Source organism: Enterobacter cloacae complex sp. CARB60, from assembly GCF_036487345.1.
Taxonomy (GTDB): Bacteria; Pseudomonadota; Gammaproteobacteria; order Enterobacterales; family Enterobacteriaceae; genus Enterobacter; species Enterobacter asburiae_D.
The window spans coordinates 3,425,469-3,439,096 of sequence record NZ_JAZKLC010000002.1 but is presented as its reverse complement, the minus strand read 5'-3'; the positions used below and the strand labels follow the sequence as shown (position 1 = coordinate 3,439,096).

Genomic DNA, 13,628 nt, shown 5'->3' with positions numbered 1-13,628 from the left:
TGATGTGTAAGAGAAGCGAGTTTAACGCCGTTTATGATGAGGGGACAAATATGTATGTTGCGGTAGGGCAATTTGTGGTCACGCCTGACTGGCGTGAAAATGCGCTCACGTGCGTCGACCTGATGAAGCAGGCCCGGCAGAAAGGCGCGTCGCTGCTGGTTCTCCCCGAGGCGCTGCTGGCCAGGGATGATAATGACCCGGATTTATCCGTGAAGTCCGCGCAGCCGCTGGACGGTGAATTTTTACAGCAGCTGCTCGCCCAGAGCGCGGGCAATACGATGACGACGATCTTAACGATCCATGTTCCCTCAGCGCCGGGCCGAGCAGTCAATACGCTTGTGGCTCTTCATGATGGGGCCATTGTGGCACGCTACGCCAAGCTTCATCTCTATGATGCGTTCAGCATTCAGGAGTCGCGGCGCGTTGACCCCGGAGACGGTATCCCCCCGCTGCTGGAGATTGACGGATTTAAAATTGGGTTGATGACCTGCTATGACCTGCGTTTTCCCGAGCTGGCGCTCCATCTGGCGCTGCAGGGGGCGGACGTACTGGTACTGCCCGCCGCGTGGGTCAGAGGGCCGTTAAAAGAGCACCACTGGGCAACGCTGCTTGCGGCGCGGGCGCTGGATACCACCTGCTATGTCGTTGCCGCAGGGGAATGTGGCACGAAAAACATCGGGCAAAGCAGGGTGGTTGATCCGCTGGGCGTGACGATCGCTGCCGCCGCTGAAGCCCCGCATTTGCTGGTGGCGGAGATAAACTTAGAGAGAATTGCGCTTGCGCGCCAGCAATTACCCGTTCTTCGCAATCGTCGGTTTGCGCCACCGCAATTATTGTGATGTTTTTTTCAACAATGCTTGATTCACCTTGTTACAGATTGCTATTGTGTGCACGCGCTAAATGACCGTTAATACAGTCAGGTTTTGGCGCTGAATGCAGCCTGTTTTAAGTAAAGAAGGTATCTATGGGTGAGATTAGTATTACCAAACTGCTGGTGGTTGCCGCACTGGTCGTCCTGCTGTTTGGTACCAAGAAGTTACGCACGCTGGGTGGTGACCTGGGGGCTGCCATCAAAGGCTTTAAGAAAGCGATGAACGACGATGATGCAGCGGCGAAGAAAAGCGCTGAGGATGATGTCCCGGCAGACAAGCTTTCTCACAAAGAGTGACAGCAACGCCTGAGGGCTTGCGAAAAAAAACCGGCTCATGAGGCCGGTTTTTTTGTATTACTGTAAAAGAATATTACAGCATCATTTAACTTCTTCGCCTTTTGCCTGCATATCGGCATGGTATGAGGAGCGAACGAATGGGCCGCAGGCAGCGTGGGTGAAGCCCATCGCCATCGCTTCGGCTTTCATTTCATCGAACTCGTCCGGGCTCACGTAGCGCTGTACCGGCAGGTGGTGACGGCTTGGCTGCAGATACTGTCCCAGGGTCAACATGGTCACACCGTGGCGGCGAAGATCGCGCATCACCTCAATGATTTCCTCATTGGTTTCACCCAGACCCACCATCAGGCCAGACTTGGTCGGAATATGCGGATGCGCTTCTTTGAAACGCTCCAGCAGTTTCAGAGACCAGTTATAGTCAGCACCCGGGCGGACCTGACGGTAGATACGCGGCACGTTCTCCAGGTTGTGGTTAAACACATCTGGCGGCGTTGCGGTCAGGATATCCAGAGCGCGGTCCATGCGGCCACGGAAGTCAGGCACCAGCGTCTCGATTTTGATGCTAGGGCTTTTCTCGCGAATGGCCGTAATGCAGTCGGCGAAGTGCTGAGCACCACCATCACGCAGATCGTCACGGTCAACGGACGTGATCACCACATAACGCAGCGCCATGTCGGCGATGGTCTGCGCCAGTTTCTGGGGTTCGTTAGCATCAGGTGCGACTGGACGGCCATGAGCAACATCGCAGAACGGGCAGCGGCGGGTGCAGATAGCACCCAGAATCATAAACGTCGCGGTGCCGTGATTGAAACATTCAGCAAGGTTCGGACAAGAGGCTTCTTCACACACTGAGTGAAGGCCATTCTTGCGCATCGCCGCTTTGATCCCCTGGATACGCGAAGAGTCGGCCGGAAGTTTGATTTTCATCCATTCCGGTTTTCTTAACAGCGCCTCGCGCTCTGTAGCCACGTTTTTAACCGGGATAAGGGCCATTTTATCGGCATCGCGGTATTTAACACCGCGTTCCATCACAATGGGTTTACTCATAGCGTGCGTGTTCCAGTTGCGAATATCGAAGGAAAGCGTTTCAATTCAAGGGAATGTTGTATTTATCAACTATTTTTGAACGAACGACAGGCAGTATATCATTGAAACGGTCGTTAAAGCAGCCTGCCAGATCGCCAATTTGTAAAATAGTTGTTGTTTTCTGCCTTTTGCCCTGCCTGTTGCAGGGGCTTGTGCTGGCTGAACCTGTCAGAAGGCCTGACGGATAATGCGGATGACGTTTTCCAGGACCGGATCGCGCAAACTCAGCTTGTTGTAATGCAGTGAAATCTCGATAGATTCCGCATTAAGCTGACTGAGCGGAATGCTCTCCAGCGGCCAGCATTTTCGCAGCAGGCTGTAAAGGCGTGATGGCATAATGCACAGCATGTCGCTGCTGCCGATCAGGGATGCGGTGGTGAACATATTGTAACTGCTGAAGCTGATCTGGCGTTCCGGGAAAATTTCATCAATACGCTGACGAAGCGCATGGTTAGACTGCCCTTCGGTCATGAAAGACGAGTGGTCGTAGTTGCGCAGGTTTTCGATGGTCAGCGGTTCGCTGAGAACCGGGTGCTGCTGCCGGCAAACCAGCACCAAGTTATCTGCATAGAGCACGTTTTGCCCCAGCGCTCTGGCACTGAAGCTGCCGCTTTCAATAATCAGGTCCGTCTGGAACTGCGCAAGCTGAATGTCAGGTTCATTGAGCGGCACATTGCGAAGCAGGAGCTGCGGAGCATGCTCTTTCACGGCCTGGAAGATCGCCGGCATCACCAGCACACCCACAGAAGGGGAACAGCCGATGGTGATGGTTCTCTGCTTGTCATAGCTCCCGGTTAAATCCAGTGCGCCCAGAATCGACTCCAGCCCCTGGCTGATGTACTCGTGGAGATGCGTGGCGTAAGCCGTCGGCGTTACCCCCTGGCCCTTGCGGATAAATAACGGGTCAGGAAATATAGCGCGTAGCTTTTGGATTGACTGGCTTATTGCTGATGGCGTGAGATTAAGAATTTTCGCAGCGTTAACGATACCCTTGTGGACATATACTGCCTCAAAAATAGTCAGTAAATTGAGATCAATATTACGTAAAGTCCGAAAAATTTGCGGCTTGTCTTCGCCACCAGGTTCATTCAGTCGTTTGGCTGGTAAATTATTATACTCCACGCTTTCACTCCGTATTCATTCACAATATGAATGATAGTTGAATTTATTTATTATGCTTGTAGAGATTCGTAAAGTGTTGGTTTTGTTTCACTTGTTTATCAAAAGCAAACGGTTGTATGATAATTGCTCACCTTACATATGCCGTGTTTGCCGTGCTTGCTGGGGGCTAAATAATATGTAGCGGTAATATTCGGGCGCTTCGAAAATATAGAATCTGTGGATTATTGTAAAGTGCAAAAACGGTAAATAAACAGCGGCCCGTCAAATTATCGAGCCCTGTTGTACGATATATTAAGCAGGGATATATTCGTGCGGGGGATTGTTAAGTAGTGCTAACACGTTCTTCAAAAGCACGGGACGAATATTTTCTGGCGTAGCGGTTTCTACCCACTGGCGCATGTGCGTCATTTCCATGCCGGCGTAGCCGCAGGGGTTTATGCGCTGGAAAGGCGTGAGGTCCATATTAATATTCAAGGCCAGGCCATGGAATGAGCAGCCTTTACGAATACGCAGCCCCAAAGAGCAGATCTTCATTTCCCCAACGTAGACGCCCGGCGCATCGGCGCGCGGATGCGCGTCAATACCATATTCCGCCAGCGTGTTGACGACAGTTTGTTCCAGCAAAGTCACCAGTTCACGCACGCCCAGCTTTCTGCGTTTCAGATTTAGCAGGACGTACATCACCTGCTGCCCGGGCCCATGGTAAGTGACCTGACCGCCGCGATCGCTCTGGATAACCGGGATATCACCCGTCATTAATAGATGCTCTGCTTTACCCGCCTGACCCTGCGTAAATACCGGCAGGTGTTCGACCAGCCAGATTTCATCTGGGGTGTTGTCATCGCGTGAATCGGTGAAGTCATGCATAGCCTGGGAGACAGGCTCATAAGGTTGCAGCCCGAGGTGACGGACCAGAATTTTATCCTGATACAAAACTGCGTCTCCGAAGACGAGGGACAAAAGGTGTGGGGGAGTATATCACAGCGGGGAGAGGGGTTACCCGGCAAACCGGGTAACCGCAAAGGGACTACAGCACCATACGAACAATTTCGATATTGCCGAGCTCTTCGTACAGCGTTTCCACCTGCTCAATGTGTGTCGCAGTGATGGTAATAGAAACCGAGTGGTAGTTGCCCTTGCTGCTTGGTTTTACTGACGGAGAGTAGTCACCCGGCGCATGGCGCTGTACCACTTCAACCACCTGATCAACCAGCTCAGGTTTCGCCAGACCCATTACTTTGTAGGTAAATGAGGTAGGGAATTCAAGCAGTTCGTTAAGTTTGGTTTTCATGTCAGCTCCGGCGTAACGTCAAAAAATAATAACTCCCACGTCAGGTGGGAGTTATCAGGATACTTAGTATATGGGGATCAAAATCACACTTTCAAGTGTTCAATTTTTAACCAAACCAGTGATGGAACATCAATTTAATGTAATCAATGATTTTGCCGAAGAAATTGCCTTCAGGAATTTCTTGCAGGACAACCAGCGGACGCTGATCGATCGTTTTTCCATCCAGCTGGAAGTTGATCGTGCCCACAACCTGGTTTTTCTGCAGTGGAGCATGCAATTCGGTGCTGTTCAGCACGTAGCTGGCTTTCAGATCCTTCATACGACCGCGCGGAATGGTCAGGTAGAGGTCTTTATCGACGCCGAGAGAAGCACGGTCGTTGTCGCCGAACCAGACGGGTTCAGACGCAAACTCTTTGCCTGCTTTCAGTGGATTCACGGTTTCGAAGAAACGGAAGCCCCAGGTCAGCAGTTTCTTGCTTTCTGTTTCACGACCTTTAAAGGTGCGGCCGCCCATCACGGCAGAGATCAGACGCATCTGACCTTCAGTGGCAGAAGCCACCAGGTTGTAGCCCGCTTTGTCGGTGTGGCCAGTTTTAATGCCGTCAACGTTCAGGCTGTTATCCCACAGCAGGCCGTTACGGTTGGTCTGACGGATACCGTTGAAGGTGAACTCTTTCTCTTTATAGATAGAGTATTCATTAGGGACATCGCGGATCAGCGCCTGACCAATCAGGGCCATATCGCGTGCGGAGCTGTACTGACCGTCTGCGTCCAGGCCGTGTACGGTCTGGAAGTGGCTGTTTTTCAGACCCAGCGCGGTGACGTAGCTGTTCATCAGACCCACGAAGGCATCCTGGCTACCGGCGGCGAAATCGGCCATCGCCACGCAGGCATCGTTACCCGACTGCAGGTTGATACCACGAATCAGCTGGGAAACAGGAACCTGCATACCCGGCTTCAGGAACATCAGGGAGGAACCTTTGAAGACAGGGTTCCCGGTTGCCCACGCGTCGTTACCGATGGTGACCAGATCCGACTCTTTGAATTTACCTGCCTTCATCGCCTGGCCGATAACGTAGCTGGTCATCATTTTGGTCAGGCTGGCCGGGTCACGGCGGGCATCGGCATTCTGTTCTGCCAGCACTTTGCCAGAGTTGTAATCGATCAGGATGTAGGATTCCGCGTCGATTTGCGGAACGCCAGGGATCATGGTCTTGATATTCAGGTCATCGGCGTGAGCTGCGGAGAGCGCAGCAGCGCAAAGGGCCGTGGTCAGCGCCATGCGCTGCACAAAACGAGCAGAAAAAGTGGTCTTCATGGTCAGAACTACGACATCCGTGATGGAATTAAAAAAAGTGCCTTACTATAGCAAATGCTATTCAGGCAGGCATCCGACTTTAAGCATGAGTTTGTGAATGTATTTTACACTAACTGACAATTCGGATACCGCCGGTTCATTATTTCGCAACAGCGATAAATGACTGAAGTTGAGCCTCATTCTGCAGACGCTGCTGCAGGGATGCTGCCTGCGATTTGCTGGCAAACGGCCCCATCTGAATACGCCAGACCGCGCCGTTCTGCTCAACGCGTCCTGGTACGCCAAACTGCTGGCTCAGACGCTGTTGATACTGTTTGGCTCGGGCCTGATCGCTCACTGCGCCTACCTGAACCAGATAGCTGCCGCTGGCCGCTGCTGGAGCCGCCACCGCCGCACTTTGCGTGGCCGCTGGCGCCGTTACGGGAGCTGGCTGGGTTGCTGGCGCAGCTACGGGAGCAGGGGCTGGAGTCGGCTCACTTCCTTCCAGCACGCCCGAGGCTAAGGTCGTCGGCGCGCCAAGAAAGCCGCTACTCTTTACCGGCGCGCCGGTAGAATCATCGCTTTGCAGCGTGTCATTGCTGATCGGGCGTATTTCTCCCCCCGGCTGAGCAGGCTCTGCCGGAGACGAGACGCTTCCCATTCCGCCGTCAAGATTTGGGCGGTCAGGAAGGGCATAGGTCTGTTTTGCCACCGTCGTACACGCGGTACCCGGCCCGGAGAGCGAACCATCCTGCGCGACGATAATCGGGTCAATACGGACTTTGGTGTTGTTCGAGGTGTTCAGGCGATCGGCAGACGCGCGCGACAGGGAAATCACCCGGTCATTCCCGTAGGGGCCGCGGTCGTTGATACGCACGACGATCATGCGGCCATTAGCCAGGTTGGTGATACGGGCGTAGCTCGGGATCGGCAGCGTTGGGTGTGCCGCCGTCAGCTGCATGGGGTCGAAGGCTTCCCCGGAAGCCGTCAGGTTACTGCCCGGCTCGGCATCATAAATGGCGGCAAAGCCCGCCTGACTGAAACGGGACGGATCCTGAACAATTTTATAGCTTTTGCCGTCGCGCTGGTAATCCTGATTGGCACTGGCATTCAGCGGTTCATAAACGGGATCGGCACCGCTGATTTCAACGATCGGGCCATTACACACCGCAGGCTGCGGCGGCGCGACGGTTGCCTGTTGCTGACCATCATCACTTGTGCAGGCCGCAAGTAAACTTGCCGCGATGCAGATCCCCAGCCACTGCTTACGCATTCCGATCCCCTTATTTTTATACGCTTTTTGACAACATTTTTCTGTGGGTATGGATCGACATCACGATACCAAACCCGGCCATCAACACGATCAGTGCCGAGCCTCCGTAACTCACCAGCGGCAGCGGTACGCCTACCACCGGCAGAATACCACTCACCATACCAATATTTACGAAGACATAAACGAATAAAATCAGCATCAACCCGCCAGCCATGACGCGACCAAAGGTGGTTTGCGCGCGCGCTGCAATCCACAATCCCCGCATGATCAGCAGGACATAGAGCGCCAGGAGTATCAGGATACCCACCAGCCCCAGCTCTTCCGCCAGTACGGCGAAAATAAAGTCGGTGTGGCGTTCCGGTAAGAATTCCAGCTGTGACTGCGTGCCGTGCAGCCAGCCTTTACCGCGCAGCCCGCCGGAGCCAATCGCAATCTTGGACTGAATAATATGATAGCCCGCCCCCAGCGGATCGGTTTCCGGATCGAGCAGCATCATGACGCGCTGGCGCTGGTAATCATGCATCAGGAAGAACCAGAGGATAGGAATGAACGCCGCAATCAGCACCACCGCGATACCAATCAGACGCCAGCTCAGTCCCGACAGGAAAAGGACAAACAGGCCGGAGAGGGCGATAAGGATTGAGGTGCCAAGGTCAGGCTGCGCCGCAACCAGCAGCGTCGGCAGGAAAATCAGCACCAGCGCGATGGCGGTATTTTTCAGAGACGGCGGACAGACGTCGCGGTTGATAAAGCGAGCCACCATCAGTGGAACGGCGATTTTGGCAATTTCCGAAGGCTGGAAGCGGACAACGCCCAGATCCAGCCAGCGCTGCGCCCCTTTTGAAATGGCGCCAAACGCATCTACCGCAACCAGCAAAATAATACAGAAGATGTAGAGGTAGGGCGCCCAGCCTTCGTAGACGCGCGGCGGAATTTGCGCCATCACCACCATGATGATCAGACCCATGGCGATCTGGCCGATTTTACGCTCCATCATGCCAATGTCCTGGCCGCTGGCGCTCCAGATAACCAGGGCGCTGTAAACCAGCAGAGCCAGCAGGATCAGCAGCATGGCTGGGTCGATGTGGATTTTGTCCCACAGCGATTTTTTATTTGGATTATCCGTCATGATTATTGGTCCTCCGCCGCAGCGGCGGCCGGGTTTTCAGCCGGCAGTTCGGTGTTGTTATCACCCAGCATAATGTGGTCAAGGATCTGGCGCATGATGGTCCCTACTGCTGGCCCGGCACCGCCGTTCTCCAGAATCATCGCCACCGCGACCTGCGGGTTGTCATAAGGGGCAAACGCCGTCATCAGCTTATGGTCACGCAGACGTTCAGCAATGCGGTGCGCGTTATAGGTTTCGTTGGCTTTCAGACCAAATACCTGCGCAGTACCGGATTTTGCGGCCACTTTGTACGGCGTACCGGCGAAGTACTTGTGCGCGGTACCGTTCGGGCGGTTTGCCACGCCGTACATACCGTCTTTCGCAATTTCCCAGAAGCCGGAATGAATGTCACCCACCGGCGCCTCGTGCGGCTGGTTCCACGGCACTTTTTTGCCGTCTTCAACCGTGCTCTGTAGCAGATGAGGCACTTTTACCACGCCGTCATTGATGAGGATCATCATGGCTTTGTTCATCTGAATCGGCGTCGCCGTCCAGTAGCCCTGGCCGATACCCACCGGAATGGTGTCACCCTGATACCACGGTTTTTTAAAGCGCTTCAGCTTCCATTCACGCGTTGGCATATTGCCAGAACGTTCTTCTGAAAGGTCAACGCCGGTGTAATGCCCGTAGCCGAATTTGCTCATCCACTCTGACAGGCGATCGATACCCATGTCATACGCCACCTGATAGAAGAAGGTATCCGCAGATTCCTCCAGCGATTTGGTGACGTTCAGATGACCGTGGCCCCATTTTTTCCAGTCACGATAGCGCTTGTCTGAACCCGGCAGCTGCCACCAGCCCGGGTCAAACAGGCTGGTATTACGATTGATGACGCCGGCACTCAGCGCAGAGACCGCCACGTACGGTTTAACCGTTGATGCTGGCGGGTAAACCCCTTGCGTCGCGCGGTTCACCAGCGGCGTGTTCGGATCGTTCAGCAGACCGGAATAGTCTTTACTGGAAATGCCGTCAACGAAGAGGTTCGGGTCATAGCTAGGCATGGAGACCATTGCCAGGATGCCGCCGGTACGAGGATCGGTGACCACAACGGCTGCACGGCTGCCTGCCAGCAGGGTTTCGATATACTGCTGAAGTTTAAGATCGAGCGTCAGATAGACGTCATGCCCCGCCTGAGGAGGGACTTCTTTCAGCTGGCGAATCACGCGGCCGCGGTTGTTAACCTCAACCTCTTCATAGCCGGTTTGCCCGTGCAGGACGTCTTCGTAGTAACGTTCGATCCCCAGCTTACCGATATCATGCGTTGCAGCGTAGTTTGCCAGCTTGCCGTCTTTATCGAGGCGGTCGACGTCTTTGTCGTTAATCTTGGAGACGTAGCCAATCACATGCGTCAGCGCGGAGCCGTAGGGATAGTAGCGACGCTTATATCCCTTCACTTCCACGCCGGGGAAGCGGTATTGGTTTACCGCAAAGCGGGCTACCTGGACTTCCGTCAGATTGGTTTTAACCGGAATGGAGGTGAAACGATGGGAGCGGGAGCGCTCTTTTTTGAAGGCGGCAATATCGTCATCGTTAAGATCGACAACGCTTTTCAGCGCTTCCAGCGTATCCTGAACGTTATCGACTTTTTCCGGCATCATCTCGATTTGATAGATGGTGCGGTTTAGCGCCAGCGGGGTGCCGTTACGATCGTAAATAATGCCGCGGCTGGGAGCGATAGGCACCAGCTTAATACGGTTTTCGTTTGAACGCGTCTGGTAGTCGGTAAAGCGGACAATTTGCAGATTATAAAGGTTGGCGATCAGCACGCCGGTAAGCAGCAAAATCCCGGTAAAGGCGACAAGCGCCCGGCGCACAAACAGCGCGGACTCAGCCGTATAGTCGCGAAAAGAATTCTGTAGTTTCATCCGCTGCTTAATCTACCCTGGTCAGTCATTACTCGCGGTGATAGGGGTGGTTGGTAGTAATGCTCCACGCGCGATACAGGCTTTCTGCCACCAGTACCCGGACGAGCGGGTGGGGAAGCGTCAGCGCGGAGAGGGACCAACTTTGTTCAGCCGCGGCTTTGCAGGCGGGGGATAACCCTTCTGGTCCGCCAATCAATAGACTGACGTCACGGCCATCCTGCTTCCAGCGCTCCAGTTCGTGCGCCAGCTGCGGCGTATCCCAGGGTTTTCCTGGAATATCGAGGGTGACGATGCGGTTTTTGCCTGCGGCAGCCAGCATCAGTTCGCCCTCTTTATCGAGAATACGTTTGATATCGGCGTTCTTGCCGCGCTTACCGGCGGGAATTTCCACCAGCTCGAACGGCATGTCTTTTGGAAAACGACGCAGATATTCAGTAAAACCGGTTTGTACCCAGTCCGGCATTTTTGTGCCGACGGCGACCAGCTGCAACTTCACGCATTAACCCCAGAGTTTTTCCAGCTCATACAGGCGACGGCTCTCGTCCTGCATGACGTGGACAATCACATCGCCGAGGTCGACAACCACCCAGTCAGCCGTCGCTTCACCTTCAACGCCCAGCGGCAACAGCCCTGCGGCACGCGATTCCTGAACCACGTGATCGGCAATCGAAACAACATGACGCGTAGATGTACCGGTGCAGATGATCATGCAGTCGGTAATACTGGATTTACCCTTAACGTCGATAGCGATGATGTCCTGACCTTTCAGGTCATCAATTTTGTCAATAACAAAATCCTGGAGTGCTTTACCCTGCAAGTTTTCCCCCTGGGGTGAATAAGATTGTAAAACTTTGAATTCGTAGCCAGACAGTATACCTGAACTCACGCCTGTGTCGGGACAAATGTCTCCGGCCGGGCTTTTGAAGGCGGGTATCATCCCACCCTCCGCCTGAGATTGCATCGCCATTTTTGTAAAACAATTTCTGTAAAGCAATGATCGGCAGGAAAGTCTGGCAGCGGAGAATAACAGTATGGCTTACCCTGTCAAGGCAGGATAAACAATAAGCCGCTTTTTATACCCTCCGGCTATTCATCTGCGCTTTTCTGATACAAACCGTGCGTATGGATATAGGCCAGCACCGGGGTCGGCAGCAGATCGTCACACGCTAAACCCTGTTGTAAACGCTCACGAATAAGGGTCGCAGAGATATCGAACCACGGCGTTTCCGCCAGATAGATTTTCCCGGCAGGCTGATTGTGAAGATCTTCAACGTTATCGGTGAGGTGGTCTTCCAGCCACTGCTGGTACTGCTCTTCGCGCATGGTCAGCGGGTAGCCGGGACGGCGGCAGACGAGAAGATGGCTGTTCTCCAGAATGGTTTCATACTGATGCCACGTTGGGAAATTCAGCAGGGAATCCTGGCCGATGATAAACGCCAGCGGCTGGTCTGGCCCTTGTTCGGCGCGCCACTCCTGAAGCGTCTGAGACGTCCAGGAGGGGGTGTCGCGACGCAGTTCACGCTCGTCAAGTCGGAAGAGCGGCTTATCTGCGATAGCAAGGGCAAGCATCTCTTTTCGCTGCTCGCTGGTCGCCTCGGGCTGCGGACGATGGGGCGGGACATTATTGGGCATGATGGTGACGCGCTGAAGGCCGATCAGATTCGCCAGAATTTCAACCGGCTTCAGATGCCCGTAATGTACCGGGTCGAAGGTGCCGCCATACAAGGCCTGTAAAGAATGCATACTATCCATCAATAAAAACGTCTGCCAGCGCCTTGTGGCAGAGCAGCAGAGAAAGGCTTTCCAGCTCCGCCCAGACCGACTGACCGTAATCTTGTTTTAACGTGAGCTCAGCGCGCATCAGAAGCTGTACAGCCTGACGAAGCTGTTCATGACTCAGGCGGTTGACGGCCTCCGTGGTCAAAGCCCGGCGATTTTGCCACACGCGGTGTTTATCAAACAGCGAACGCAGCGGCGTATGGGCGGACTGACGCTTGAGCGTAATCAGCAGCAGCAATTCGCGCTGCAGCGTACGCAGCAGAATGACGGGTTCGCTCCCTTCAAGACGCAGCTGTTGCAGAATATGCAGGGCGCGTTTGCTCTTCGCCGACAGCAGCGCGTCCACCCAGTGGAACGGGGTGAAGTGCGCCGCGTCGTTAACGGCCTGCTCGACGCGCGGCAAGGTGAGTTTGCCGTCCGGCCAGAGCAGAGAGAGTCTGTCCAGCGCCTGCGCCAGGGCCAGCAGGTTACCTTCGTAGCAGTAGCAGAGCAGTTGATTCGCCGCATCATCCAGCTGAAGGTTGTTCTGCTTCGCTCTCGCGGCCACCCATTTGGGCAGATGCGCCTGCTCAGGCGTCTGGCAGGTGACCTGCACCGCTTGGGCTGCGAGCTGGGTAAACCACGCCGCGTTTTCCTGGGCTTTGGTAAGCTTGTTGCCACGCACAATAAAGAGCAGATCGCTATGTAACAGGCTGACCAGCGTGGCGAGTTGCTCATTCATGGCCGCGTTAGGACCATTATCCGGCAGCAGGATCTGAATTGTCTGGCGCGAAGCAAAAAGGCTCATCGCCTGACAAAGCGAGAAGAGGGCGTTCCAGTCGGTGTTGTTATCCAGCTGGACGGTGTGGTGTTCATCAAAGCCCTGAGCGGCTGCCGCATGCCGCACGGCATCCAGGCTTTCCTGAAGTAATAGCGGATCGTTTCCAAGAAGCAGATACGCCGCACGCAGCCCTTCATTGAGCTGCGCGCGGAGTTGTTCTGGATACAGCCTGATCATCATTTACCCAGAGAGGTAGCAGCAGGAAGCGTGCCGGCATCCGGTTTTTCAACAATGTCAGACCCTTGTTTGGTTGACGCTGCAATACCTGGCAGTTTACGGATCAGCTGTTCCGCCGCCTTGTCGTACATTTCGTTGATGATAATCTGCTGCTCGGCATCTTTTGCCAGCGCCGTCTGCGGGTTATCAAAGAACGAACGGTACACTTTCGTGCTGATCGGATAGATGTCTTTACCCGGGATCAGAACGGCAGCGTTGACCGTCATAACCATCTGGTACTCTGCGGTACGACCGTCCTGGAAGATAGAGGCTGTATCTTTGCCGAGAGACATCCCCAGGACACGCAGAGACGGTACATCCTGGCGCAGCGTATCTTTCTCAACAAGTTCAACGCCGTTCAGACGCAGCTGATTACGAATTGCCCGGCTGAGTGGACCATTCGGATCTGATGAGTCGAAAATCATCGTTTTCATCTCAGCAGGCACCGCCGTAGTATTGCGCAGGTGCCAGCCACAGCCAGCGGTGACAAGCACCGCCAGAGATAAGAGTATTGTTGCCAGTTGTCGCACGTTTCCTCCCGCG

Annotated in this window: 15 protein-coding genes; 2 read left to right on the top strand and 13 right to left on the bottom strand. The window is 54.3% G+C overall.

Going from position 1 to position 13,628, the window contains the following annotated elements; genetic code table 11:
• Positions 1 to 50 precede the first annotated feature (50 nt).
• Positions 51 to 839: a deaminated glutathione amidase gene (locus V4835_RS17595; RefSeq protein WP_331413019.1), complete on the top strand. Its 789-nt coding sequence runs from the start codon at positions 51 to 53 to the stop codon at positions 837 to 839.
• A gap of 125 nt (positions 840 to 964) precedes the next feature.
• Positions 965 to 1,168: a twin-arginine translocase subunit TatE gene (tatE, locus tag V4835_RS17590; RefSeq protein WP_023310742.1), complete on the top strand. Its 204-nt coding sequence runs from the start codon at positions 965 to 967 to the stop codon at positions 1,166 to 1,168.
• 81 nt (positions 1,169 to 1,249) lie between these two features.
• Here tatE and lipA read toward each other — a convergent pair whose 3' ends face one another.
• From lipA to lptE, 13 genes are all read right to left on the bottom strand, one after another.
• Positions 1,250 to 2,215 (bottom strand): lipoyl synthase, encoded by a 966-nt coding sequence (gene lipA, locus V4835_RS17585; protein WP_331413018.1) that lies wholly within the window; start codon positions 2,213 to 2,215, stop codon positions 1,250 to 1,252.
• A 207-nt stretch (positions 2,216 to 2,422) separates the two neighbouring features.
• Positions 2,423 to 3,376 carry a YbeF family transcriptional regulator gene (locus V4835_RS17580; protein ID WP_331413017.1) on the bottom strand — a complete coding sequence of 318 codons (954 nt, stop codon included), beginning with the start codon at positions 3,374 to 3,376 and terminating at the stop codon, positions 2,423 to 2,425.
• Between the two features lie 291 nt (positions 3,377 to 3,667).
• Positions 3,668 to 4,309, bottom strand: coding sequence for a lipoyl(octanoyl) transferase LipB (gene lipB / locus V4835_RS17575; RefSeq protein ID WP_063143187.1), 642 nt, complete (start codon positions 4,307 to 4,309; stop codon positions 3,668 to 3,670).
• 94 nt (positions 4,310 to 4,403) lie between these two features.
• Positions 4,404 to 4,667: a DUF493 family protein YbeD gene (gene ybeD / locus V4835_RS17570; protein ID WP_006177135.1), complete on the bottom strand. Its 264-nt coding sequence runs from the start codon at positions 4,665 to 4,667 to the stop codon at positions 4,404 to 4,406.
• A 106-nt stretch (positions 4,668 to 4,773) separates the two neighbouring features.
• Positions 4,774 to 5,985 carry a D-alanyl-D-alanine carboxypeptidase DacA gene (gene dacA / locus V4835_RS17565; protein WP_014069323.1) on the bottom strand — a complete coding sequence of 404 codons (1,212 nt, stop codon included), beginning with the start codon at positions 5,983 to 5,985 and terminating at the stop codon, positions 4,774 to 4,776.
• 139 nt (positions 5,986 to 6,124) lie between these two features.
• On the bottom strand, positions 6,125 to 7,237 hold the full coding sequence (rlpA, locus tag V4835_RS17560) for an endolytic peptidoglycan transglycosylase RlpA (protein ID WP_331413015.1): 1,113 nt from the start codon (positions 7,235 to 7,237) through the stop codon (positions 6,125 to 6,127).
• Positions 7,238 to 7,253: 16 nt separating this feature from the next.
• The gene (gene mrdB, locus V4835_RS17555) at positions 7,254 to 8,366 is read right to left on the bottom strand and encodes a peptidoglycan glycosyltransferase MrdB (RefSeq protein ID WP_023310746.1); all 1,113 of its coding nucleotides are present in this window, start codon (positions 8,364 to 8,366) and stop codon (positions 7,254 to 7,256) included.
• Between the two features lie 2 nt (positions 8,367 to 8,368).
• Positions 8,369 to 10,270 carry a peptidoglycan DD-transpeptidase MrdA gene (mrdA, locus tag V4835_RS17550; RefSeq protein ID WP_063143184.1) on the bottom strand — a complete coding sequence of 634 codons (1,902 nt, stop codon included), beginning with the start codon at positions 10,268 to 10,270 and terminating at the stop codon, positions 8,369 to 8,371.
• A gap of 28 nt (positions 10,271 to 10,298) precedes the next feature.
• Entirely contained in the window at positions 10,299 to 10,766 is a 468-nt protein-coding gene (rlmH, locus tag V4835_RS17545) for a 23S rRNA (pseudouridine(1915)-N(3))-methyltransferase RlmH (RefSeq protein ID WP_003858701.1), read from the bottom strand.
• Positions 10,767 to 10,769: 3 nt separating this feature from the next.
• On the bottom strand, positions 10,770 to 11,087 hold the full coding sequence (gene rsfS, locus V4835_RS17540; protein ID WP_023334893.1) for a ribosome silencing factor: 318 nt from the start codon (positions 11,085 to 11,087) through the stop codon (positions 10,770 to 10,772).
• Positions 11,088 to 11,356: 269 nt separating this feature from the next.
• Entirely contained in the window at positions 11,357 to 12,022 is a 666-nt protein-coding gene (nadD, locus tag V4835_RS17535) for a nicotinate-nucleotide adenylyltransferase (protein WP_063143183.1), read from the bottom strand.
• The gene (gene holA, locus V4835_RS17530; RefSeq protein WP_331413014.1) at positions 12,015 to 13,046 is read right to left on the bottom strand and encodes a DNA polymerase III subunit delta; all 1,032 of its coding nucleotides are present in this window, start codon (positions 13,044 to 13,046) and stop codon (positions 12,015 to 12,017) included. The genes nadD and holA overlap by 8 nt, the downstream gene beginning before the upstream one ends.
• The gene (gene lptE / locus V4835_RS17525; protein WP_063143181.1) at positions 13,046 to 13,615 is read right to left on the bottom strand and encodes an LPS assembly lipoprotein LptE; all 570 of its coding nucleotides are present in this window, start codon (positions 13,613 to 13,615) and stop codon (positions 13,046 to 13,048) included. Before lptE ends, holA begins: the two co-directional genes overlap by 1 nt.
• Between the last annotated feature and the right edge of the window lie 13 nt (positions 13,616 to 13,628).